Raw genomic sequence first — 23,906 nt, forward strand, 5'->3', positions numbered from 1 at the left:
AGCCTCCCGCTTCGGCAAGCGGTGAGTTAAGAGCGGCTAAGATTTAACACGAAACTTTAGCTCTAATATTAAAAATATTCTGTCACCAGTTAACGTAAACGTCAAGCATTTTTTGTTAAACTTTTATAGCTATACGTAAATTTTTTTACACTGGGTATTCTAAACATATGTACTAATTGAAGGAGGATTCCTATGTGTGATAGCCCTTCCCTCTCTAATCCTTATCAACAGTTGGATCGTTACATCGACAATCTCCCTTATAAGAAGGAAAATCTGATTGCAATTCTGCATTACGCTCAACAGCTTTTCGGCTACTTGCCCGACAAGGTTCAGCGGCATATAGCGCAAAAGCTTGATATCCCTTCCGCCAAAGTCTACGGAGTTGTGAGCTTCTATTCCTTTTTTACCATGAAACCCCGGGGGAAACATGTTGTCAATGTCTGTATGGGTACCGCCTGTTTTGTGCGCGGCTCGGAGAAACTACAGAAAGAGTTGGAAAAACAGCTCGGAATTAAAACCGGACAAACTACTCAAGATGAGCTGTTTTCTTTAGATTCCCTGCGCTGTATAGGGGCCTGCGGCCTCGCCCCGGTGATGATGGTGGACGGCAAGGTGCACGGACGTCTTCATACCTCTGAAGAAATCAAGCAGGTTTTAGACCAATACCGTCAGCCCTCAGTAAAGGAAGGGACACCGTCATGAAACTTAAAACAGTTGATGATCTTAACGACCTGAAAAAACAGTCCCAAGCTCTCCTCAACAACCGCCGGGCAGCCCAACCAGTCTCGCTCAGTGAAGCCCAAGGCTCGCCAAGACAAATCATGGTCTGTGGCGGGACAGGCTGTCACGCCTCCGACAGTCCTCAGATTGTGGAGCTTCTGAAGGAAGAAATCAAGAAGCGCGGCTTGTCCGAACAAATCCAGGTGCTCCAAACCGGCTGTTTTGGTTTTTGCGAAAAAGGCCCCATCCTGGAAATTCACCCGGATAACGTCCTTTACCTTGAGGTTTCAATTCGGGATGTGGCTGACATTGTCGAAGAGCACTTCGTTCAGGGAAAACTGGTCGAACGCCTTCTTTATCAAGATCCGAATACGGAAAAACGCATCGCTTCCGATCTTCCCTTTTACCAAAATCAAAAGCGCATAGCTTTGCGCAACTGCAGCTACATTTCCCCGGAAGATATCCGGGAATATATAGCGGTCGAGGGATACCAGGCTTTAGCAAAGGTCCTTTTTCAAATGACTCCCGACTCTGTCATTGAAGTGCTGAAAAAAAGCGGCCTGCGCGGACGAGGCGGCGGAGGATTTCCTACGGGCGCAAAATGGGAACTGACTCGCGGCAACGAGTCCAACCAGCGCTATATTATTTGCAATGCTGACGAGGGCGACCCCGGAGCCTTTATGGACCGTTCGATTTTAGAAGGAGACCCCCACAGTGTTTTAGAGGCTATGATGATCGCCGGCTCTACCATCGGAGCTTCTCACGGCTTTATTTACATCCGGGCGGAATATCCCCTTGCCATCCACCGCTTAGAAATTGCCATCAGGCAAGCCCGGCAATACGGCTTACTGGGCAAAGGGATTTTAGGCAGTGATTTTTGTTTCGAGGTTGAGATTAAATATGGTGCCGGAGCTTTTGTCTGCGGAGAAGAGACCGCCCTGATCCATTCCATCGAAGGGACCCGCGGAGAGCCTTCCGTCAAACCTCCTTTTCCTGCTCAACAGGGACTGTGGGGTAAACCGACTTGCGTTAATAACGTGGAAACTTTGGCCAATATCCCACCTCTTATTTTAAGGGGGGCTGATTGGTTTGCAAAAATTGGTACGGAAAAGAGCAAAGGAACAAAGGTATTTGCTTTAGCAGGTAAAGTCAACAATGTCGGTCTTGTGGAGGTTCCCATGGGAACTACCCTCCGGCAAATCATTTTCGACATAGGAGGCGGAATTAAGCAGCACAAAACTTTCAAAGCAGCTCAAACAGGAGGGCCGTCGGGAGGGTGTATTCCCACCAAATATCTGGACACTCCGATTGATTACGAATCGCTGATCTCCATCGGCTCCATGATGGGGTCCGGCGGTCTGATTGTCATGGATGAAAGCGATTGTATGGTGAATATCGCTAAATTCTACTTAGAGTTTACTGTGGACGAATCTTGCGGCCGCTGCACCGCTTGCCGGGTCGGCACGAAACGACTTCACGAAATCCTGACCAAAATCACCGAAGGCAAGGGATCGCCCGACGACTTGGATCAGCTTGTCAAATTGGGCAAAATCATCAAAGATTCTTCCCTCTGCGGACTGGGACAAAGCGCCCCTAATCCCATATTATCTACCATCGAGTATTTCCGGGAGGAATACCTTGCCCATATTGTCGATAAAACTTGTCCCGCCGGGGTTTGCAAAAGCCTGCTCAAATATGACATTACCGACAAATGCAAAGGGTGCACCTTATGTTCCCAACACTGTCCTGCCGGCTGTATTACAGGCTCACCTAAAGAACTTCATGTCATTGATCAGGAGAAATGCCTGAAGTGCGGGGCATGCTTAGAGAACTGCCGTTTCGGTGCCATCATTCACCATTAAGGTACCCCAAAAGGAGGATTCCATATGGATGTGCAACTTACTATCAACGACATCCCGCTTGCCGTGCCGGAAGGAATGTCTATTTTAGATGCAGCACGAACCGTCAATATCGATATACCGACTCTGTGTTACCTCAATCTTCATGAAATGAGAATGAACAACCACATTGCCTCCTGCCGCGTCTGTGTGGTAGAAGTTGAAGGGCGCCGCAATTTGGCCCCCGCCTGTTCGACTCCCGTATTTAACAACATGGTCGTAAAGACGGATACTCCCCGGGCTATTCAAGCCCGGCGAACTATGGTGGAACTGTTGCTGTCCGACCATCCTAAATCCTGCCTGACTTGTGCTAAAAACTTAGATTGTGACCTGCAAGCCCTGGCGGCGGACCTGGGCGTGCGCAATATTTCTTACGAAGGAGAGGAATCTCAGTTTGAGATCGATAAGTCCAGTTTGGCGATCATTCGCGATCCCAACAAATGCATTCGCTGCCGGCGATGTGAAACAATGTGCAACGATGTGCAAACTGTGGGGGTGTATTCCGCCGTCGGACGCGGTTTTGAGACTGTGGTCAAAACTGCTTTTGATTTGCCCCTGCATGAAACCTCGTGTACCTTCTGCGGACAATGTCTTGCCGTCTGCCCTACCGGGGCCTTGATGGAATTGGATCAGGTGGATAAGGTTTGGAAAGCTCTTAATGATCCCACGCGCTTCGTTATTGTGGAAACGGCTCCGGCCGTAAGGGTAGCCCTGGGGGAAGGTTTTGGTCTGGAGCCCGGAACCATCGTGACGGGTAAAATGGTGGCCGCCCTCCGGAGGCTGGGTTTTGACCGCGTCTTTGATACGGAATTCGGGGCAGATGTAACAATTATGGAAGAAGCCACCGAACTTATTCACCGCCTTAAGCACGGCGGGCGGCTTCCCATCCTGACAAGCTGTTGTCCAGCCTGGGTCAAGTTCTTCGAGCATCAATTTCCCGATCTTTTGGATATACCGTCGACCTGCAAATCCCCCCACGAGATGTTAGGTGTTTTGGCTAAAAGTTATTACGCGGAAACTTATGGCATTGATCCTCAAAAAATCACTGTTGTTTCCATTATGCCTTGCGTGGCCAAAAAATACGAAGCGGCCCGGCCGGAACTTGGGCAAAGTCCCGTCACCCCGGATGTGGACATCGTCATCACAACCCGGGAGCTGTCGCGCATGATCCGGGAGGCGGGGATTCACTTTGACCATCTTAAGGACGAAGAATTTGACCATCCTCTGGGAGAATCCACAGGTGCGGCCGTGGTATTCGGCACCACCGGAGGAGTTATCGAAGCCGCTTTGCGCACGGCTTATGAATGGTTGACAGGAAAGCCGCTGGAAAATGTCGAATTTGAAAATCTGCGCGGTATGGATGGCATAAAAGAAGCTCTGATCCCTATCGAAGGAAAGGACTTCAAAATAGCCGTAACCCACGGCTTAGGCAATGCCCGAACAATTCTCGAAAAAATCCAAGCGGGAGACGCCCATTATGACGCCATAGAAATCATGGCCTGCCCCGGAGGATGTATCGGCGGAGGCGGCCAACCCTATCACCATGGAAATGTGGAAATCCTCAAAGCCCGGGCTGCAGCCATTTATAAAGAGGATCGTGCCAAACCCCTCCGCAAATCGCACGAAAATCCTGCCGTTATTGCTCTCTACAAAGATTACATCGGAGAGCCTTACGGCGAGAGGGCCCACAAATTGCTTCATACCAGCTTTACACAACGCCCTAAAATATGATGCTCCTGCCAACCTGGAAAAAGAACCATTGAACACGTTTTAAAATGTCGGCAGCCTTTAGGCGCACCCCGTTTTATTAGCCTGATTCGCCTAATAGACGATGACTATGCTACAATATTAGGAACGAATACTCTCAAATGGGGGACATGATGGAACACGAATTTTCGAGGACAGAACTTTTAATAGGGCCTGACGGTTTAGAAACACTGCGCAGCTGCACCGTTATCATTTTCGGAATAGGAGGAGTCGGCTCCTATACCGTAGAAGCATTGGCCCGCGCCGCCATAGGCCATTTAATCCTGGTCGATTTTGACGAGGTCAGCATTTCCAATCTTAACCGTCAAATCCACGCACTCCACACTACCCTCGGTGAAGCCAAGGTGGAAGTTATGCGGCGCCGGATCATGGAGATTAATCCCCGGGCCCGAGTGGAAACTTACAAAGAATTTCTTTCCGCGGAGAATGTTAACCAATTCCTGGAGCAAAAGCTTGATTACGTCGTCGATGCTATTGACACCGTTTCCAGTAAAGTGCTTTTGGCTAAAGAATGTCTGGCGCGAAAGCTCCCTTTGCTCTCAAGTATGGGAGCGGGCAACCGTCTGACCGCGGAAGGCTTCAGAGTCAGCGACATTTCTAAAACGAGTGGGGACCCTCTTGCTAAAACCATGCGCAAACTTCTGCGGCAGGAAGGAATCAGCAAAGGCATCAAGGTTGTTTCCAGCCCGGAGCCTCCTCTGACTCCTCTTTCTTCCCCGGCTCAGTCTATGCATCCAGCCGCTGATACGGCTGATTCAGCTTCGGCTCCTGTAGTTTCCGGCCTTTCCGAAGGAAACATAACCACGGCAGCCAAACGGCAAACGCCGGGAAGTATTTCTTTTGTTCCCTCAGTCGTCGGGCTCCTCATAGCCGGTGAGGTTGTCCGAGACCTTTTAAGGGGATAGGGTCAGGGATAACAAACCAAATTTGATTTCTAATAGTAATTGAAATAAGTATAAAGACGGGGACTAAGCTGCCAGGCTTTAGTCCCCGTCTTTATACTTATTTATTAAGCTTTAATCTCTGGTTCATCCACTGTTCGTATCTTTTTCATTGTCCTGAATACTAAAATAAAGCAACCTAAATCAATGCTACAATCTCCCAAGCTAAAGACTTGTTTTTGCAGCCCCGGAATTGCTAAATAGAATCGATCCGCTAAGACCGCCAGATGAGTCGTTGCGCTCAGCAAACCGTGAGTGCCTTGTCCGCTTGATAATGACTCGCGAGCGGACTCCGGCAGAAAAAACGGATCAACCGGCATGATCCCTCCGTTTAAACTAATAACCAGTGTGTTCAGCAAAACTCCCAGTGTAATCCACCGCATACCAGATAACTTGCTATTGCACAGGGTGAAGATTAAGAGCAGGAAGTAGGACCCCGTATCCAGGATTGGGCCAAACCAATTGGGGCCTATTGTAATATTTTTGACAGCCGTCCAATAAACTGCTCCCTGTATCAATAAGGCCAGGGGAACAAGCCAAAATCCTCGCAGCTCCAACTCACCTAAGCGGCCCAGTTTTCCTCCGCTAACAACGCCCACAATCAATGCTAAAATTAAAGTTTCTACAAGCATGCTTACCTCATATTCCCTTGCCTTAATAGGATGAAGCGATTGGCATTGGCCCGGTATTGCTCATCTGGGATGTGAATTCGGACGTGACTACTTTGCAGAAGACCTCGACTAATTCGGGGTCCAATTGCGACCCGGCTACTCTTTTGAGTTCCTTTACCGCTTCCTCATGAGTCTTACTTTGACGATAGCTTCGATTAGACGTAATCGCATCATAGGTATCAGCCACGGCAATGATCCGAGCTTCTAAAGGGATTTCCTCCCTACTGATTCTATCCGGATAACCATTCCCATCGTAACGCTCGTGATGATGACGTACTATTTGTCCGATATCAAACAGGAATTTGATGTTCTTGATAATTGTTTGCCCCATAACCGGATGACTACGAATAATTTTCCATTCCGGGTCCATTAATTTTCCTTCTTTATTTAGAATACTTTCGCTCACCCCAATTTTACCAACATCATGTAAAACGGCGGCATATTTAAGAAACTCAATCTTATCTTCGCTCATTTCAAGTCCTTCTGCAATAGCAACCGCCAATTTGCCAACTCTCGCAGAATGTCCACTGGTGTACGTATCTTTCGCTTCAAGTGCTTGAACTAAAGCTTCGACCGTATTGAGATAATTTTCTCTCATGTCAACATAAAGCTGGAAAGCATGACGTGAAAGCAAAAGAGGAACGAAAAGCAACAGCAGTCCTGCCGGACCATAATTGTTATAAATCAAGGCCATTAGTAAACCCAAGGGAGCTAAAGCCATAAAATTCGGCACAGCCCATTTAATATTGCTAACCCAAATAGACCATGGTGATTTACGCTGCATCGTTCCCAGAGCTATAGTTACTATACTCATATTTGTTATCATGTATATCAACGCAACAGCAAAATAAATTGTGATCCAATATAAATCTAATTGAAACACCCTGCCTCTAGTAAATCCAATTATAGAGTACGATAAAGCTAATGAAAGCACAAATTGCGAGGCATTAAAGATCCGCTTAAAAATTGGTTCTCCGGCAACCACTTTCCCAAATACTAGAAGCCCACCTAAAGCAACAACTGATAACGAAACTCCTAGCGGGAACAAAACCCCTGCTGAAATAAAAACAGCGTAGCTTACGGTTACATATCCGCCTTTTGGCAAAGCTACCGGCATGGATTCACTTATAATTGCCAGAATGCCAAAAATAAGGAGGCCAACCAATATTGTCCTATTCCATTTGATTTGAAAAACCGCTAAAACCCAAATCGTTAAAGCCATAGCGGTTATAAGGTAAAAAATTGGTCGAAATTCCTTTGACAAGGTTTTCATTCGGCACCTCGTAATTTATTGGCCGACCATAGAACAATTAGATTCTAAAACTAGCACCACCGGCAAGAACGAGAGTTACGAGAACGGCAACTGCTTTTAATAATTTACTCATTGCGGTAAACCTCCTTGATTTTTGTTACAGGGATAGTTTAACCGCTTCGCTCTTCTTCCGTTTCGCTTATCTTTTCGCTTCGCTCAAGGAAAATCAAAACAAAGTTTCAAAATCTAATTATCAACAGGTCGGCCAAAGCTAACAAGTTTATTCATTTCTTAAAAAACGCAGTTTGCGATTGACAGCGTCAAGGGTTGCTTTAACCACTGCTTCCCGGTCATCATTCCGGACTAAAGCACACCCGGTCAGAGACTGTTCTCCGGCAGGAGCAATTAAAGTTATGGCTACTAAAGCGATCTGCCGCTTGGCAAGTTGGGTAATTCCAACATCCTCCGTCACAAACAGAAATTTATCTAACGTCAGTGGACTCAGGGCTTTAAGTGTTGCCTCCACGAACAAACGCAGCTTATTGTAGGATGACGATGGCCCTTGGGAAACCCCTTCAATCAGCTTATCCCCTGTCAATAATTCCACCTTCACCTCGGCCATGCCACTTACCGTCCTGATTGTGACACCGACCAGTTTGGGGCGTGATGATTCCCTAATTGCAAAGGTATTTTCATCATCGTCTCCTATTTGGGCTACACTGATTTTTTTATGATCGATTTGCAGTCCGAATTGCGCTGCAAAGACTGACTCTACGTCTCTCACGACCTGCTTTGGCGCTCTTCCCGAGCCTGCCAGAATATGAACTTCTTCGATGTCTCCCAGATTATTAACATTAATACGAGCAGTTATTACGGATTTGATTTGCTTTATTGCCTGCTCCCAGTCTTGGATTGAAAAAGCCACTTCCGACATGAAAACACTCCTCAAACATTAAATGATTCCCTATTTTATTTTTTAGTTTGGTATTTAAGGTATTTTCGACGCAGAACTGTTTTTTCCTCCCGAACCTCCAGGGAAAAGTGCCAAAACCTTCGTTTAATTCGCTCTAACAAACCGGATAAGGGATTAATCAGAGGTTCTTGCTCTACTTCGCTGCTTTTGCTATTTGGCGTAACAGTCTATCCCACAGTATAATTGATTCAAAAACAAAATCCGTCATTTTTCTACAGTAACATAGGAGGCTGAACTATGACCCAGATGAAGAGCAAAAAACCCCAGATAGATGCTAGTGTATTTTTGGCTGAAGGATGTAAAGTGACCGGGGACGTGACAATTGCCGAGCACTCCAGTGTATGGTACAACACCGTCATTCGCGGCGACCTGGCTAAAATACACATCGGCACCTACACCAATATTCAGGACCTGGTAATGATCCATGTCAGTGGAAACCGGCCTGTAACTATTGAGGACCATGTCACCGTCGGTCACTCAGCTATCCTCCACGGATGCACGATAGGCCAAGGGTCTCTTGTCGGTATGGGGGCGATCATTCTTGATGGCGCTGTTATTAGTGCAGAAACCTCCATTGCCGCCGGAACCCTCGTTCCCGGCAACAAAACCTATCCCCCCCGCGTTATGCTGATGGGAGCACCTGCCCGGGTCGCCAGAGAGCTTACGGAAACGGAAATTAAAATCATGCATGAAACCGCGGAACGTTATGCCCGCAAAGCTAAAGACGCTCAGTGTGATAAACCCGCTGATTAAGATTGTCCTGCCGCACTGGGGCGCTTTTAAGGAAAGGATGGCAAAACAGCAAAAGGGTTGCGATAAGCTGGATCAACCAGTTTGCCGCAACCCTTTTGTTAATACTTTTAATTTAGCCCAAGAAAATTTTGAGGTCGTCTTCAACGTTAGTGATACCGGCAATGCCGAAGTTTTCTACCAACACTTTGACAACATTCGGGGATAAGAAGGCCGGAAGTGTCGGCCCTAAATGGATGTTTTTAACACCCAGGTAGAGTAAGGCGAGTAAGACGATAACTGCCTTTTGCTCATACCAGGCAATATTATAAGAGATAGGAAGCTGATTAACGTTGTCCAGTCCAAAGACTTCTTTAAGTTTCAGAGCAATCACGGCCAGAGAGTAGGAATCGTTACATTGTCCGGCGTCGAGTACTCTGGGGATACCGCCGATATCACCTAAGTTAAGTTTATTGTATTTATATTTTGCACATCCGGCAGTGAGAATTACCGTATCTTTCGGCAGGGCCTCCGCAAAATTAGCGTAATAGTCACGGCTCTTCATACGGCCGTCGCAGCCTGCCATGACGAAGAAGCGCTTAATAGCTCCTGTTTTAACAGCGTCGACAACTTTGTCGGCAAGTGCCAGAACTTGATTATGGGCAAAGCCTCCGACAATTTCACCGCTTTCGATTTCGGTCGGCGCCGGGCATTTCTTGGCATGTTCAATGAGAGCCGAGAAATCTTTTGCCTTGCCGTCGGCACGGTCCGGAATATGCTTAATGCCTTCAAAGCCCACCACGCCTGTGGTATAAAGGCGATCCTTGTAAGAATCTTTAGGTGGTATGAGACAATTGGTGGTCAGGAAGATCGGACCGTTGAAGGATTCAAACTCTTTGTCCTGTTTGTACCAAGCGTTTCCATAGTTGCCCACGAAATTATCGTATTTCTTAAAGGCGGGATAGTAGTGAGCCGGAAGCATCTCACCATGAGTATAGACATCAACACCCGTTCCCTGAGTTTGAATCAACAGTTCTTCCAGATCTTTCAGATCATGGCCGCTGATTAAAATAGCGGGATTATTTCTAACTCCAATATTTACTTTGGTCAATTCAGGATTACCGTAAGTTGTGGTATTGGCTTTATCCAGGAGAGCCATGACTTCAACGCCGTGTTTGCCGGCTTCCAAAACGAGAGCGACAAGATCATCTGCCGACAGTGTGTCATCTAAAGTAGCCACCAGAGCTTTTTCAATGAACGCAAAGATTTCATCTTCCTGGTGAGCTAAGGTATAGGCGTGTTCGGCGTAGGCTGACATTCCTTTCAAGCCATAGGTAAGCAATTGCCTTAACGAACGAACATCTTCATTCTCTGTTGTTAAGACTCCGACGAGGGCTGCTTTATGATCAAATTCAGCGGCAGAAGCCGTCCAGGTTGCCGCATCATGTAAGTCCACAGGAATTGTTCCACCGGCTTTAATAATTTCTTGTTTTAGTTCAGCGCGGAGTTTAAGTCCTTCTTCAATTCTGGCTACAAACCGGCTTCTATCGAAGTTGGCATTCGTAATTGTGGCAAAAAGGCTTTCCATAATAAATTTATCGATTTCCGGCCGGACAATCCCCATAGCACGCCCTTGAAGCGCAAAAACAGAAATGCCTTTTAAGGTGTAAATGAGAAGGTCCTGTAAATTAGCGACGTTTTCTGTCTTCCCGCACACTCCTTTAATCGTGCAGCCGGTTCCTTTTGCTGTTTCCTGACATTGATAGCAAAACATACTCATCATGCTTCCCCCTAAATCTTATTTGAATTTTTGTTGTAACTCAACTTGACAATAGTAAGTTTAAATCAAATTTCAAGTGCAAACTGTGACTATGTAGATTCTTTTGGTGTGAGAAAAGTCACACTGAGCAAGGCACAACGTTTATGGATTGAAAGTAACTTTTAGGATATTTTGTTTGAAATAGGCAATGAAAAAGGGAGAACGTCGCCAACAGTCGAAAAACAAATAAGAATAAAACCTGGAAGGAAATTCCATAACTATGTAGAAACCTGTATTTATCAACAACTCTAAAGGAGAGATATTAAAGCAATGAAATTAATTATTATCTTAATGTTGCTTGGTGTTGCCTTATCTGCAACAAAAGCCCTGTCTTCCGTTGATCAATACGGTAATGGCTAGAGCCTTCCCACTGTGACAAAATAAAGGACCTTGGCAAAGGCTGAGGTCCTTTATTTTTGTTCTAGACTCAATATACAGATAATCCCCGTGGCGTTTGCTCAAAGATCAGGAAATACGTTCCTCAGTGGAATCATACCCCATTTGACTTATGACCATTTCGTAATAGGCGCCTTTGTTGTCCATAAGTTCCGCGTGAGTTCCGCTCTCCAGAATTTCTCCCTGGCCTATGACCATAATTTTATCGGCATCACGAATTGTTGAAAGCCGGTGGGCGATTAAAAAGCTGGTGCGGTTGCTCATAAGCGTCAGCAAGGCATGCTGAATTTCCTTTTCCGTTTTGGTATCGACACTGCTTGTGGCTTCATCTAAGACTAAAATCGGAGCGTCGCATAAAATGGCCCGGGCAATTGCCAGCAATTGCCGCTGGCCTTGGCTGAGGTTGTCTGTACTGCCGGTTACAATCGTCTCATAGCCTTTGGGCAAGCGGGATATAAACTCGTCGGCATGAGCCAGCTTGGCGGCCTCTTTAACTTCCTGATCCGAAGCGCTTGGCCTTGAATATCGGATATTGTCGTAGATGGTTCCCGTAAATAAGCAAGTGTCCTGCAAAACGACGGAAAAACAGTTTCTGAGACTTGCTCTGGAAATTTCCGTGATGTCTGTATCATCGATCATGATTTTCCCTTGATTTAAATCATAAAAGCGGGTCAAGAGGTTGACAATCGTTGTTTTTCCGGCACCGGTTTCGCCGACCAAAGCAATGACTTCTCCGGGACTGACCCGGAAATTTATGTTTTTCAGAACCGGCCTGCCGGGATTATAGAAAAAGGATACATCGCGGAACTCAACCTCTCCTTTAGGATTGGTGAGTTCTATAAAACTGTCCTTGTCAGGGGCTTCTTCGGCTTCATCCATGATTTCAAACACTCTTTCCGCACCGGCCAGAGCCGACTGAATGTTGTTGAACATTCCGGCTATATTATTCAGCGGCTGACCAAACTGTTTGGAATAGGTAAGAAAGCTCACCACGACCCCGACGGTTATCACGCCCTTCACCGACAGTATCCCTCCGGCACAGGCGATACAAGTAAAGCTTAAGTTATTGATGACGTTCATGAACGGCATCATAAAGCCGGACCAGATCTGGGCTTTAGTGGAGTAATCGCAGAGTTCCTGGTTCAGGCGGTCAAAGTCGGCTAAAACGGTATGTTGGCGGTTGAAGGCCTTAACCATTTTAAGTCCGACAATGTTTTCTTCAATAACGCCGTTTAAAGCGCCCAGTTTTTGCTGCTGCCCTAAAAAATAGCTCCGGCTTCGGCTGGCAATAGTCTTAGTCAGACCAAAAAACAAAGGAATCGAGATCAAGGCAACGAGGGTTAGTACCGGACTCAGAAGCAGCATCATGACAAAGGAGCCGGTTATAGTAAAGATACTGGCTATCAGCTGCGTTGTCGTCTGGGAAATAGTCGTGCTGATATTATCAACATCGTTGGTTATCCGGCTCATGGTATCCCCATGAGATCTATTGTCGTAAAAATTCAGGGGAATCCTCTGAAGTTTGGCAAAGAACTCCGTGCGGATATGCTTTACCAGCCTCTGAGTAACTTTAGCCATCAGTATGCCGTTAAACGTATCCATAAGCCAGCTTACTGAGTAACACAAAACAAGGGCTGAAAGAATTGTTGTTAAAAGAGAACTGTCCACCAAATTTGTTTTTGTATTAAACGTATTAATGGCTTTACCCAATAAAAAAGGTGTGAACAGGGAAACGGTGGCGGAAATGATCGTCAAGGCTATCGCCAGCAAGAAGGATTTTCGCCACAACATAAAAATCTTCAACAACCTGAGAAGCGTGACTTTTGTGTTTTTGGGTTTTGCTGTCGGGGCAAAGCGACGAGGTCCGCCCCCGCCCATTCTTCCCAAATTAGGCATATTCTCATAGTTTTTATTAATTGCCTGTGCCATAAGCAACCCCCTTCATGTCGCCGCCGATTTGGGAGTCGAAAATCCCTTTGTACGTATTGCAGGACTCAAGTAGTTCCTGATGGCTGCCAAATCCGACCTTCACACCATTGTCGAGCACAAGAATCTTATCGGCGAACATGGCCGTACCTATTCTTTGGGTAATCATAATGACTGTTTTGTCAGCATCCATAGTTCTCAGGCCGCGTCTGACTTTTGCTTCCGTAACGGCGTCAAGGGCGCTTGTACAGTCGTCTAAAATCAAAAGCGGCGCCTGCTTGACCAGAGCCCGGGCAATGGAAAGGCGTTGCTTTTGACCACCGGAAAGGTTTACCCCGCCCTGGCCTAAATTGCTTTCGTATTGGGACGGCATCAATTGAATAAAATCATCGGCCTGGGCCACCCGAGCCGCTTTAATAATTTCTTCCTTAGAGGCCTGGGGATTGCCCCAGGCTATATTATCTAAAATAGTTCCCGTAAACAGCATGCTCTTTTGGGGTGCTAAAGCGATCTGATCCCTTAGAGCATTGCAATCAATAGTTTTTATATCCATACCATTTAAATAAATCGTGCCTTTTTCAAGATCGTAAAAGTGCAGGCAGAGCCAGACAAGTGTCGATTTCCCCGAACCGGTCGGCCCGATAATCGCCAGGGATTCTCCCTGCTTAATCTTAAAGCTAAGATTTTTTATAATCGGTATTCCGCTTCCACTGGGATAGGCGAAGGTTACATCCTCAAAAGCAAGCTCCCCGAGTCCTTGCCCGGGCGTCTGTTCAGAGCCTTTAAAATCCTCTTCGCTGTTCAGCACTTCGTTGACTCTCTCCGTCGAGGCTTTCGTTCTGACAAAGGTGTTAAAAACGTTCGTAATCATAATGAGAGACGCCAAAATTTGGGCCATATAATTAATGAAAGCCGCAACTTTCCCGACTTCGATATCTCCCCGGCCAAAGAAAATACTGCCGACATAAAGGATCAAGGCTATTCCGAAATTGATCGTCAAAGACATCAGCGGGGAGAAGTAGGCAATCACCATCTGCGAAGACACGGTTTTATTAGCTAAATCCGAATTCGTGCGGTCAAATTTTTCTTCCTCATCCTTATATCGTCCGAAAGCCTTTACCAGCCTTATTCCCATAAGATATTCCTGGACAACCGTGTTAACTTTGTCAATAGCATACTGGACTTTAGCGAAACGTATATAACTCAATCTCATGCTGATCACAATAAAAATTGCCACCAGAGCAATTACGAGAAAGAGGATAGAGCTCAATTGAAGGCTCAGCACGACTGCTAAAATGATGCTGCCTAAACAAGTAACAGGCGCTTTAAAAAAAATCCTCATCATGCCGTTAATAAATTGGGTTATCTGTGAAATGTCGTTCGTCATTCGGGTTATCAGCGAACCGCTTTCGATTTTATCGGCACTGATTTCAGAGAAATTGATAATCCTGGTAAAAACATCATAACGCAAATCCGCACCAAAGCTTTGGGATACTTTGCTTGCCAAAACACTCCGGGTGGCTGCAAAGCAGGCTCCCACAGCGGTAATTGTCAGCATCAGCAAGCCCAGCTTGAGTACGGTTCCCACTTGACTGTTTTTTACACCCTCGTCGATGATATGGGCCATAATCGTCGGCTGCAGCAAGTCGCAGATAGCTTCAAAAAAAACACAGCTGACTGCCGTGATAAACAGCCATTTATATTTATGAAAGTAGTGCTTATAAATACCCATTCTTTCTATTTTCCTGCCTTTTTTGAGAATAGGACAGTAATTCCGCGCTAGCGCTCTCTGAGCGCTAGCGCGATAATACCCGATTGGCTGGATAGTTATTTACCTTGAGATTTTTTGATATTGACTTTTTGTCCATCATTTAAGAAAATCTGTCCTTCAGTGATGACATTATCTCCGTCTTTCAGACCGCTCACGACCTCGGTAATTTTATCATTGGAAACTCCCAGTACAACCGGAACCTTGTTCACTGTATTTTTCTCCACAACATCAATATAAGCGACCCCATCCTCCATCGTAATCGCCTCATTCGGTACTGTCAGAACATTGTTTTTCTGCTCAGAAGGAAGTATCACTTTGGCATACATTCCTGATTTCAGTTCGTTGCCGGCATTAGCTATATTGACATCAACTTCGTAGGAATTTGTTTTGCTGTCCGCCGCGGGACTTATTAAATTAATCGTGCCGCTGAATTGCTTGTCATTAAGAGCACTTACCTTCACAGGCACCGTTTGACCTTTTTGAAGCTGAACCAACATCTTATCCGGAACATTAATTTTAGCTACTACCGTTGTTGTGTCGATCACCGTAAAAGCCGGAGTTGCACTGGAAGTAATCTCACCAACATCGGCATTGCGAACGGAAACCGTTCCGGCAATCGGGGAAGTTAAGACTGTATTCTGGACCTGAACCGCTGCATAATTCACGGCTGATTCCGCTTGTTGAACCTGGGCTTGAGCCGACTGAACGGACTGAGGGCCCAGTTGATCTTTCAGCAAAGAAAGGCTGGAATTTGCCGAGTTAAGAGCAATCGTTGCTTCATCCAATTTCTGTTTGTCGGCATCAAGACTTTGTTGGGAAAGGGCCCCGGCATTGTAAAGCGTTTGATCCTTATTATACGTATCCTGGATATTGTCAAACGCTACCTGAGCGTTTTGCTGCGTTTGTTCCGCTTGCAGAAGCTGCTGCTGATACCCTGATCCTTTAGCTTTATCATAATTCACTTGGTTTCCCGCCAGATTTGCTTGCTGCTGCTGAAGCTGAGCCTGCAAATCACTGGCATCAAGGGTTAAAAGCACCTGCCCTTTTTGGACTTCATTGCCGACATCCGCTTGCACTGTAGCAATTTTTCCGGAAATCTTGGGTGAAAGGGTTATCTCCTGAATCGGTTTTAGCTGACTGGAGTATTCAACATCCGTCGTTATTGCCCCCCTGACTACCGGAGTTACACTAACATTCGTTGAGCTCTGTTTTACCGCCGGGGTCCCGCAAGCTGTTAAAAAAAGTGTCAGGCCAATGCACCCAGCCGAAACTATTCTGCGCTTATTAATATACCTCATAATTCTTAAGCCTCCGTATGTTTTAAAATCTCTCTTTTTTTAAGAGAATGATTTTTCATGTCATCCATGATGGTGTAAACCACGGGTAAGATAATGGGGGTAAATATCGTCGAGGCTATCATCCCTCCAATAATGACAAGGGCCATCCCAAATTTCATTTCACTCCCCTGACCATTTGTAAATACTACCGGCAACATACCCACAATCATAGTCAGGGAGGTCATGATAATCGGTCTTAACCTGGTGGTGCCCGCCTCAATTAAGGCCTCTTTTAAAGGTTCTCCTCTCTTCATCAGGGTATTGGTATAGTCAATAAGCAGCGTTCCGTTTTTGGATGCTAAACCATCCAGCATAATTAAACCAATCATGGTTGTTAAGTTCAACGTGTTGCCCGTGACCGCCAGCATCACAAAAGCTCCAAAAATCGCGCACGGCAACGACAGCATTCTGATTAAGGGGGTCAGGAAGGATTCATAGAGAACAACTAAAATCATGTAGACGAGGACAATGGACCCCGCCATTGCTTTGCCCAGGCTGGAGAAGGTATCAGACATGTTTTGCTGATTTCCTCCATATTTGATGCTGTAACCATAGGGCAGGGAGATTGTACTTAATTTGTCTTGTATTTGTTTACTGGCTGTTCCCAAATCTACGTTCTGTAAATTTGCCGTTATTTTTACAACGTCCAGCCTATCCTGACGGGATATTGTCTTTTGACTGTCGGCCAAAACGATGGAGGCAACTTGGCTTAAGGGTATCTGTGCTCCGGCGGCATTCATTATTTTGATTGAACCTATGTCGTCGGGAGTTTTTATCTGGTCATCCTTAAAGCTTACGACCATATCATGTTCCGTTCCGTCAGTATCCGTAAACTCCCCTACCGTCGACCCTGCTATACTTGTTCTTAGAATCGTGGCCACATCGGAAGGGGAAACACCGTATTGATTACAGGCCAAACGATCAACATTCACCCTGATTTCGTTTTCATTTTGTCTTTCAGAATTGCTGACATCCACAACGCCGGGAACTGAGTTTGCCAAGTCCTCGATTTTATAGGATAAACTTTTTAAAACGTCGGTATTGGTGCCTTCCAAATTAATTTGGATGCTTCCGCTGCCTCCCCTGCCGCCTCCGCCGCCAAAACCGAATCCTCCTGAACCGGCGGATGCTTGCGAGACAGTTAGCGAGACACCCGTTAGATTTTTGCTCCATCTGCGAATCTCGTCGGCAACTTGTGCCTGGCCTTTTTTACGTTTGCTTTTATCTACCAGTCCTACGATAAAGCTGGCCGACGACTTATCATTACCGCCATCTGTAGTAAATATGCTTGTCACTTCCGGCAAGGTCCGCAAGTACTTTTCCACAACAACCGCTTTACTTTCCGTTTGCTCAAGGCTGGAACCGGGATTGAGCAACAGGTTGACGGATAGCTGATTGTTATCTGTCTGGGGAATAAATTCCGTCTTTATAAAGCCCAGGGGTAATAAAGCGATACTTATGACAACTCCCAGCAATAAAATGCCAATGATTTTTTTGCGGTTACTCAAGGACCATAACAAGGCTGTTTGGTATTGCTTTGTAGCTCTCTCAAAAGGATGCAGTGAGCCCCCGATTTCCTTGACTTTTTTAAAGAGTTTGGATTGGGTGATTATCCTTACAAACCATTCTTTAAGCTTAATCAATGCACTTGGCTTGTAAGAATCAATATTGACTCCTGCCCGCAAGAGCCGCGAAGAAAGCATAGGCGTTACCGTAAAGGAAATAAAGAGAGAAAATAGGGCTGCAAAAGCCACCGTGAGGCCAAATTCTCTAAACAACTGTCCTGATGTACCGGAAACAAAAGCTACCGGTGTAAACACCACGACGTCACAAAGGGTAATGGCTACTGCCGCCATGCCAATCTCTCTTCGTCCTTCAAGGGCTGCTTGCATGGGACTTTTCCCCATGCTCATATGCCTCAGGATATTTTCCAGCACAACTATAGAGTCGTCAACCAGAATACCTGTGCACAGGGATAAGGCCAACAGCGACATCATATTTAAGGTAAAGTGACATACGTACATCGCAAAAAATGTTGACACTAAGGATGTGGGTATGGCAATCAGAACAATCAGCGATGAGCGCCAGTTGCGCAAAAACAGGAACAAAACCAGAGCCGTGGTTATAACGCCTTCGATGATATTTTCTTTAATTGAGTCTACCGAAGCTTTAATTGCCGTGGTACTGTCGTTGGCAATCGTCAGCTTTACCCCTTTGGGAAGAGTTTTCATGATTTTAGTGAGTTCTTTTTTTACTCCATCCACCGTTTGTACAACATTGGCATCACTTTGCTTTTGGATACTTATAGCAATGGCGTTTTGCCCATTTAGCTTGATGCTTGTATCATTCGCGGGATAGTCAAAGGTGACATCGGCAATGTCACCCAGCCGGACAGTTCCCGAGTTACTGGTGGGTACCATAATATTCTTAACATCATCTAAATTTTGGAATTCTCCTATCATATCTACCGTCAAATCACTGCTGCCTTGAACAATATCGCCGGCGGGAGTATTGACATTTTCAGAACCAATCAAGGCCATCAAGGTTTTAAGATTTATACCGTAGTATTCCACTGCAGATTTATCAAGCTTTACTTGCAATTGCTTGGCATTAGCTCCCAGAAGGGAAACTTGACCGATATTCGGCAGATTTCCCAGTTCCTGTTGGATATTATAAGCAATATTATAAATCTGATCATAGGAAGCTGAGCCTGAAACAGCTAGGGTCATGACAGACGAGGCATTGGGGTCTATTTTCTGAATGATCGGCTTATCCGCATCTGAAGGCAATTGGCGTTCAGCCCTGTCTACCGCTTTTTCCACGTCCATGAGTGCAGAGTTAATGTCAGTGTTCATATCAAAGGTAATAATGGTCATACCCATACCCTGCCTGGCCGTCGAGGTGAGAGTGTCGATGCCGCTTATCCCGGATATCGCATTTTCAACCGGCACGACAATTTCTTTTTTGATTTCTTCAGACCCTGCGCCGGGATAACTAACTGAAACTGTGATGACGGGGATATTCATTGAAGGCAGCATGTCAACACCCATATTTGTATAGCCGATTATGCCAAGACCAAGAAGCAACACAACAATAATAATGATTGTTGCAGGTCTCTTTATCGATAGTTCAGTAACACCCACCAGAATAAACCTCCAAACTAAATTTTTATCCCTTTTTAATTAAAAGAATCACTAATTACTGCATGCATTTTGGTATGTAATCATTTCCCCCTTTCCCACTACTCTTTATTCTTTTCATCCATCTCCTTTAAGATTTTCTCTAAAAAACTTTGTTCGAGGTGATAATGGGACAGTAAATATTCCTTTACCATGAGTCTCTTGGTTGGATATAACTCTTTCGTTTTCTCAAATTTCTCATTAAAATGGCTGACAAACTCATTCAGATTGGCCAACCGCTCTTGGATCGTTTGCTTAAATACTTCCGGATTCATCAAGTGGCGGCAGGATAAGCCAACCGTCAAATCAAAATAATAGCGCTCGCTATTTCTCAGTATCTTGACCGTTGCTCTGTCAAAAGCTTTATTCCCATTATCTGTCACATAGTAACGCTTTCTTTGAGGCATGTTGCCTTCCTTCTCAATCTTGAACTCCAGAAACCCTTTATTACATAACCTGTCCAGAACCTGATAAACGGTTGTACCCCCGATCTTTACCCAGGTTCTTATTTCACGGTCTTCGATCATTTTATCTATTTCATAAGCGTACGACGGTTTAGTCTTAATGAATTTTATTAACATAAGTTCGATATTGGACAGCATTCAATTCACCCTATCTCATTACTGACTACTATGCTTAATAGTAGTATTATCTACAGGGGCAAGTCAAGAAAAATACCCCTGTTTTTAAAATTTGAAATCCTCCGGGATATTGGGCAAAATCGCCTGTATATCAAGGATTACGAGCAATCTTAATAAGATCTTCAAACAACTAACATAGAGTTATCACAATATCTTAACACTTAGGCACTATGCTTAGCTATGAGTTTGGATATATTAACCATATGTTTGAGAACTTAAAACTTACTCACCTCCTCCCCCCCAAAAATGCAGTGAAAATCCGGTTGGCTAAAAAACCTTAGAAGAAGTTTGTGCCGAAAGTCAATAAATAATTCAAGTATCAGAGTTTATTGCAGAGGAGTCGAATAACTTAATGAGCGCGAAGCTAAAGCACCTTGATCCACTTTTGCTTGGATCAGCACTATTAGCCGGTTTCTTAAATGGTTATGGAATTTGGCAGGATCAATACGCCAACGCCTATTATACTGCCGCCGTAACCAGTATGCTGCAAAGCTTTCATAATTTCTTTTTTGCCTCCTTTGATCCGGGGGGATTCGTTACTGTAGATAAGCCTCCTGTCGCCTTTTGGCTGCAGACTTTGTTTGCCGCACTATTCGGAGTCCACGGTTGGAGCGTTATTTTGCCTCAGGCTCTTGCCGGAATCGGTTCCGTGCTTTTGGTTTATTTTCTTGTCAAACCTGCTTTCGGCCGAAGGGCGGCAAGGGTTTCAGCTTTAGTAATGGCCTCTACCCCTATTGCAGCCGCAGTCAGCCGTACAAACAACGTGGATAGTCTACTTGTGTTTACTCTCCTGCTGGCGACCTGGATGTTATTCAGGGCCGTTAAGACAAACCGGCTGAGATGGTTCATAGCCTCTTTCGGCCTGGTCGGTTTAGGTTTCAATATCAAAATGCTCCAGGCCTACATGGTGCTGCCGGCCTTTTATGGATTCTACTGGCTGGCCTTCAAAGCCGGTTGGAAAAGAAAGTTAGGCATTCTCGCGGCTTCGACAGCTTCTTTACTCGTCATCACATTTTCCTGGGCCGTCATCGTGGACAGTATTCCGGCGGCAGACCGGCCATACATAGGCAGCAGCCAAACAAACTCGGTTTTAGAGCTGGCTTTTGGCTATAACGGCCTTTCGCGTTTAACCGGACAGCGCGGGCTGAGGGACGGCGGCCGGGGAGACTTCTTGAGCGGCCAATTACCCGGGCAGTTGCAACTTTTCGGTGGCGGGACACCAGGTGACCGGCCGGGACGGCAGAACTCCGGGCAAGGCTTGGGATCTTTGCGAAACAACAGTTACTTAAATGTCCCTTTCAGCGGCAACAGCTTGACAGCTCGAAGGGGGGATGTCCGACCGGGAGGAGGACCTGGCGGCGGGATGTTTAATACCGGAAAAGCCGGGCCGTTTCGTCTCTTCCAGTCTCAACTCTCGGGACAAATCAGCTGGCTGCTTCCTTTTTCCCTGGTGTCCGCCATCGCCTTACTGCTTGGCCTGCGCAGAAAGCAGCCTCTGACGGACAAACAACGGGAAAGCCTGTTCTGGCTGGCTTGGCTGTTGCCAATGATGGGATTCTTTAGTATCGCGGAGTTTTTCCACCCTTATTATTTAATCATGCTGGCGCCTGCTATTGCTGCTTTGACAGGCGCCGGCTGGGCAGAGATGTGGGGATTCTGCCGCGATCGCAATGGCGGGTGGAAAGGCTGGCTGTTGCCAATCGGCCTTTTGGCTACAACTCTATTTCAGCTCTATATACTCCTGCCCTACAGCAAGCAAATCGGATCAGCATGGCCGATCGCGCTGGGAGCTTTAGGAAGCGTGTTCTCCGTTTATCTGGCGCTTTCTCTGCTTAAAAATAAGCATGCAGACGCCGGGGTTCCTCTGGAGAAAACCAGGCTGATCCGGGCTGCCGCGTTTGGCGGGCTGGCAATATTGCTGGCTGCGCCTCTCTATTGGGCCGCCACTCCCCTGCTGTACGGCGGAAACAGCACGATGCCTGAGGCGGGACCCCAGCTAAACTTCGGCAAACGGGGAAGTTTAACCGGGCAGAGAGAAACGATCAATACTGAACTGCTTGCTTATCTGCAAGCCCAGAACACCGGCGAGAAATTTCTCTTTGCCACCACTAATGCCGGAACGGCGGAAGCTTATATCATTAAAACCGGCAAGGCTGTGATGGCTATGGGCGGGTTTTCCGGATCTGATCCGATCCTCACTGTCGCTAAGCTAAAACAAATGGTAGCAGATAAAGAAATAAAATACTTTCTTCTTTCGGGAGGAAGCCCCAGAGGAGGCAGCTCGGATGTCCAGACGTGGATTAGGCAAAACGGCAAAGAAGTCCCCCAAGCGGATTGGCAGTCCGGCACCGGCAATGCTGTCCGAGGAAACAGGGGCATGAACGGGGCCGGAACTTTATACGAAATGAATCCCTAAGAAGGAGGCAACCCTTATGGGTAAGGACATTCGTTATTCCATCGTAATTCCGGTCTTTAACGAAGAAGCTGTCATTGAGCAAACTTACCAGCAATTGAAAAAAGTGATGGATTCGACCAATGAGCCTTATGAATTGATTTTTGTCAATGACGGAAGCTCAGACCGCTCCGACAGTCTCATAAAAGGATTCTGTGCTGGCAATGAAGCCGTTAAATTGATTTCTTTCTCCCGCAATTTCGGTCACCAAATCGCCATCACGGCCGGCATGGATTATGCCGCCGGAGCAGCGGTCGTGATTATCGATTCGGATCTTCAGGACCCGCCGGAGTTAATCTTGCAAATGATTGCCAAATGGCAGGAAGGCTATGAGGTCGTTTATGCCAAACGGCTTGAGCGTCAAGGCGAGACATTTTTCAAGAAGCAGACGGCTCGCCTGTTCTACCGTATTTTACGCGCCTGCACAGAGACGGACATCCCTGTTGATACGGGTGATTTCCGTCTGATCGACCGCAAAGTGTGTGCCGCTTTGAAACAGCTGCCGGAGAAAAACCGCTACGTACGTGGTATGGTAAGCTGGGTCGGTTTCCGGCAAACCGCCCTGGAATACAACCGCGACCCGCGTTTAGCGGGAAAAACCAAATATTCTTTGAAGAAGATGCTTAAGTTAAGCCTTGATGGGCTGACTTCCTTTTCATTTAAACCTTTAAAATTAGCCGGCTATACAGGTTTCTTTTGCCTAGCCTTGGCTTTGCTTTACATGGTTCTCCTGCTTCTGGCCAAACTAGGGGGCCATGCCCCAATTGATGCCTGGAATATCGTGATAATCTGCCAATTGGTATTGACCGGATTTGTCCTTACCATGATGGGGATTATGGGAGAATATATCTGCCGTATTTATGATGAGACCAGAAACCGGCCCCTGTATATTATCCGCGAATGCTATCAGAATGAAGGAAAAGAACGGACCGTGAAAAAAATTGGTTAAACTAACCGTGCGTCAGCAGGAGTTTTTCAAGTTTTGTCTTGTCGGAGTTTTTAACACCGGGATTGATTTTACCTTGTTTGCCTTGCTGTTTGCCCGGGGAGTCCCTTTGCTCCCCGCTCACACTCTTGCTTACGGCAGTGGCGTGATTAATAGTTTTCTGCTCAATCGAAAATGGACGTTTAAGGAATCTGCTCCTCAGCCCCTGGGACAACTGCTGCGTTTTGTTCTTTTAAACTTATTCAGCCTTGCCGTAACCTACGAACTCTTAGTCTGGTTCCACTACACTTGGGGCTGGCCTCTGCTTGCGAGCAGGGCTTTGGCCGTCGTTGCCAGTCTGGCTATGAATTTCGGGGGCAGCCGTCTCTGGGTTTTTTGCCAGCCTCAAAGCGGCAGCTATGACAGCAATGAACCGGATAAAAATACTTAACGGGGGATAACCATGGTCATGAATGTCTGCACGAAAGTCATTCATACCAGGTTATACC

Annotated in this window: 17 protein-coding genes; 8 read left to right on the forward strand and 9 right to left on the reverse strand. The window is 46.1% G+C overall.

The genetic code is table 11. The features are described from left to right. Nucleotides 1–192 precede the first annotated feature (192 nt). The 4 genes from nuoE to REC12_RS18325 all read left to right on the forward strand — a co-directional run bounded on the left by nuoE (nucleotide 193) and on the right by REC12_RS18325 (nucleotide 5,290). Nucleotides 193–702, forward strand: coding sequence for an NADH-quinone oxidoreductase subunit NuoE (nuoE, locus tag REC12_RS18310; RefSeq protein WP_308896968.1), 510 nt, complete (start codon nucleotides 193–195; stop codon nucleotides 700–702). Further along, nucleotides 699–2,582, forward strand: a complete 1,884-nt coding sequence (locus tag REC12_RS18315; protein ID WP_308896970.1) for an NADH-ubiquinone oxidoreductase-F iron-sulfur binding region domain-containing protein — start codon at nucleotides 699–701, stop codon at nucleotides 2,580–2,582. The genes nuoE and REC12_RS18315 overlap by 4 nt, the downstream gene beginning before the upstream one ends. A 24-nt stretch (nucleotides 2,583–2,606) precedes the next feature. After that, nucleotides 2,607–4,349 (forward strand): NADH-dependent [FeFe] hydrogenase, group A6, encoded by a 1,743-nt coding sequence (locus REC12_RS18320; RefSeq protein WP_308896972.1) that lies wholly within the window; start codon nucleotides 2,607–2,609, stop codon nucleotides 4,347–4,349. A 149-nt stretch (nucleotides 4,350–4,498) separates the two neighbouring features. After that, the gene (locus REC12_RS18325; RefSeq protein WP_308897059.1) at nucleotides 4,499–5,290 is read left to right on the forward strand and encodes a tRNA threonylcarbamoyladenosine dehydratase; all 792 of its coding nucleotides are present in this window, start codon (nucleotides 4,499–4,501) and stop codon (nucleotides 5,288–5,290) included. 104 nt (nucleotides 5,291–5,394) lie between these two features. Here REC12_RS18325 and REC12_RS18330 read toward each other — a convergent pair whose 3' ends face one another. From REC12_RS18330 to REC12_RS18340, 3 genes are all read right to left on the reverse strand, one after another. Further along, nucleotides 5,395–5,958, reverse strand: coding sequence for a DUF5317 domain-containing protein (locus REC12_RS18330; RefSeq protein WP_308896974.1), 564 nt, complete (start codon nucleotides 5,956–5,958; stop codon nucleotides 5,395–5,397). A gap of 22 nt (nucleotides 5,959–5,980) precedes the next feature. Further along, on the reverse strand, nucleotides 5,981–7,270 hold the full coding sequence (locus REC12_RS18335) for an HD-GYP domain-containing protein (protein ID WP_308896976.1): 1,290 nt from the start codon (nucleotides 7,268–7,270) through the stop codon (nucleotides 5,981–5,983). Between the two features lie 259 nt (nucleotides 7,271–7,529). Next, complete coding sequence (locus REC12_RS18340) at nucleotides 7,530–8,183, reverse strand: hypothetical protein (RefSeq protein WP_308896977.1); 654 nt, start codon at nucleotides 8,181–8,183, stop codon at nucleotides 7,530–7,532. Between the two features lie 276 nt (nucleotides 8,184–8,459). On the opposite strand from REC12_RS18340, the gene REC12_RS18345 reads away from it, so the two are divergent. Next, complete coding sequence (locus REC12_RS18345) at nucleotides 8,460–8,975, forward strand: gamma carbonic anhydrase family protein (protein WP_308896978.1); 516 nt, start codon at nucleotides 8,460–8,462, stop codon at nucleotides 8,973–8,975. A gap of 112 nt (nucleotides 8,976–9,087) precedes the next feature. On the opposite strand, the gene hcp is transcribed toward REC12_RS18345, so the two are convergent. From hcp to REC12_RS18375, 6 genes are all read right to left on the reverse strand, one after another. Beyond that, nucleotides 9,088–10,731 (reverse strand): hydroxylamine reductase, encoded by a 1,644-nt coding sequence (gene hcp, locus REC12_RS18350; protein WP_308897060.1) that lies wholly within the window; start codon nucleotides 10,729–10,731, stop codon nucleotides 9,088–9,090. Between the two features lie 504 nt (nucleotides 10,732–11,235). Next, nucleotides 11,236–13,095, reverse strand: coding sequence for an ABC transporter ATP-binding protein (locus REC12_RS18355; RefSeq protein ID WP_308896979.1), 1,860 nt, complete (start codon nucleotides 13,093–13,095; stop codon nucleotides 11,236–11,238). Then, a complete protein-coding gene (locus REC12_RS18360; RefSeq protein WP_308896981.1) occupies nucleotides 13,079–14,824 on the reverse strand; it encodes an ABC transporter ATP-binding protein in 1,746 nt (581 codons plus the stop codon). Before REC12_RS18360 ends, REC12_RS18355 begins: the two co-directional genes overlap by 17 nt. Before the next feature lie 95 nt (nucleotides 14,825–14,919). Beyond that, nucleotides 14,920–16,161, reverse strand: coding sequence for an efflux RND transporter periplasmic adaptor subunit (locus tag REC12_RS18365; RefSeq protein ID WP_308896982.1), 1,242 nt, complete (start codon nucleotides 16,159–16,161; stop codon nucleotides 14,920–14,922). Nucleotides 16,162–16,166: 5 nt separating this feature from the next. Continuing rightward, entirely contained in the window at nucleotides 16,167–19,343 is a 3,177-nt protein-coding gene (locus REC12_RS18370; RefSeq protein WP_308896983.1) for an efflux RND transporter permease subunit, read from the reverse strand. 98 nt (nucleotides 19,344–19,441) lie between these two features. Continuing rightward, nucleotides 19,442–19,981, reverse strand: a complete 540-nt coding sequence (locus REC12_RS18375) for a PadR family transcriptional regulator (RefSeq protein WP_308896985.1) — start codon at nucleotides 19,979–19,981, stop codon at nucleotides 19,442–19,444. Between the two features lie 391 nt (nucleotides 19,982–20,372). Here REC12_RS18375 and REC12_RS18380 point away from each other — a divergent pair, with 391 nt between their 5' ends. Genes REC12_RS18380 through REC12_RS18390 form a run of 3 tightly spaced genes read left to right on the forward strand, consistent with a single transcriptional unit; the run spans nucleotide 20,373 to nucleotide 23,848 of the window. Further along, the gene (locus REC12_RS18380; RefSeq protein WP_308896986.1) at nucleotides 20,373–22,436 is read left to right on the forward strand and encodes a glycosyltransferase family 39 protein; all 2,064 of its coding nucleotides are present in this window, start codon (nucleotides 20,373–20,375) and stop codon (nucleotides 22,434–22,436) included. 16 nt (nucleotides 22,437–22,452) lie between these two features. Further along, nucleotides 22,453–23,421: a glycosyltransferase family 2 protein gene (locus REC12_RS18385; RefSeq protein WP_308896988.1), complete on the forward strand. Its 969-nt coding sequence runs from the start codon at nucleotides 22,453–22,455 to the stop codon at nucleotides 23,419–23,421. After that, complete coding sequence (locus REC12_RS18390) at nucleotides 23,414–23,848, forward strand: GtrA family protein (protein ID WP_308896990.1); 435 nt, start codon at nucleotides 23,414–23,416, stop codon at nucleotides 23,846–23,848. The genes REC12_RS18385 and REC12_RS18390 overlap by 8 nt, the downstream gene beginning before the upstream one ends. Nucleotides 23,849–23,906 lie beyond the last annotated feature (58 nt).

Source organism: Candidatus Desulfosporosinus nitrosoreducens, assembly GCF_030954495.1.
GTDB lineage: Bacteria > Bacillota > Desulfitobacteriia > Desulfitobacteriales > Desulfitobacteriaceae > Desulfosporosinus > Desulfosporosinus nitrosoreducens.

What these genes read in the sequence shown, in the direction of transcription:
- nuoE (WP_308896968.1), top strand. Translation starts at nt 193, where the DNA reads ATGTGTGATAGCCCTTCCCTCTCTAATCCTTATCAACAGTTGGATCGT.
- REC12_RS18315 (WP_308896970.1), top strand. Translation starts at nt 699, where the DNA reads ATGAAACTTAAAACAGTTGATGATCTTAACGACCTGAAAAAACAGTCC.
- REC12_RS18320 (WP_308896972.1), top strand. Translation starts at nt 2,607, where the DNA reads ATGGATGTGCAACTTACTATCAACGACATCCCGCTTGCCGTGCCGGAA.
- REC12_RS18325 (WP_308897059.1), top strand. Translation starts at nt 4,499, where the DNA reads ATGGAACACGAATTTTCGAGGACAGAACTTTTAATAGGGCCTGACGGT.
- REC12_RS18330 (WP_308896974.1), bottom strand. Translation starts at nt 5,958, where the DNA reads ATGCTTGTAGAAACTTTAATTTTAGCATTGATTGTGGGCGTTGTTAGC.
- REC12_RS18335 (WP_308896976.1), bottom strand. Translation starts at nt 7,270, where the DNA reads ATGAAAACCTTGTCAAAGGAATTTCGACCAATTTTTTACCTTATAACC.
- REC12_RS18340 (WP_308896977.1), bottom strand. Translation starts at nt 8,183, where the DNA reads ATGTCGGAAGTGGCTTTTTCAATCCAAGACTGGGAGCAGGCAATAAAG.
- REC12_RS18345 (WP_308896978.1), top strand. Translation starts at nt 8,460, where the DNA reads ATGACCCAGATGAAGAGCAAAAAACCCCAGATAGATGCTAGTGTATTT.
- hcp (WP_308897060.1), bottom strand. Translation starts at nt 10,731, where the DNA reads ATGAGTATGTTTTGCTATCAATGTCAGGAAACAGCAAAAGGAACCGGC.
- REC12_RS18355 (WP_308896979.1), bottom strand. Translation starts at nt 13,095, where the DNA reads ATGGCACAGGCAATTAATAAAAACTATGAGAATATGCCTAATTTGGGA.
- REC12_RS18360 (WP_308896981.1), bottom strand. Translation starts at nt 14,824, where the DNA reads ATGGGTATTTATAAGCACTACTTTCATAAATATAAATGGCTGTTTATC.
- REC12_RS18365 (WP_308896982.1), bottom strand. Translation starts at nt 16,161, where the DNA reads ATGAGGTATATTAATAAGCGCAGAATAGTTTCGGCTGGGTGCATTGGC.
- REC12_RS18375 (WP_308896985.1), bottom strand. Translation starts at nt 19,981, where the DNA reads ATGCTGTCCAATATCGAACTTATGTTAATAAAATTCATTAAGACTAAA.
- REC12_RS18380 (WP_308896986.1), top strand. Translation starts at nt 20,373, where the DNA reads ATGAGCGCGAAGCTAAAGCACCTTGATCCACTTTTGCTTGGATCAGCA.
- REC12_RS18385 (WP_308896988.1), top strand. Translation starts at nt 22,453, where the DNA reads ATGGGTAAGGACATTCGTTATTCCATCGTAATTCCGGTCTTTAACGAA.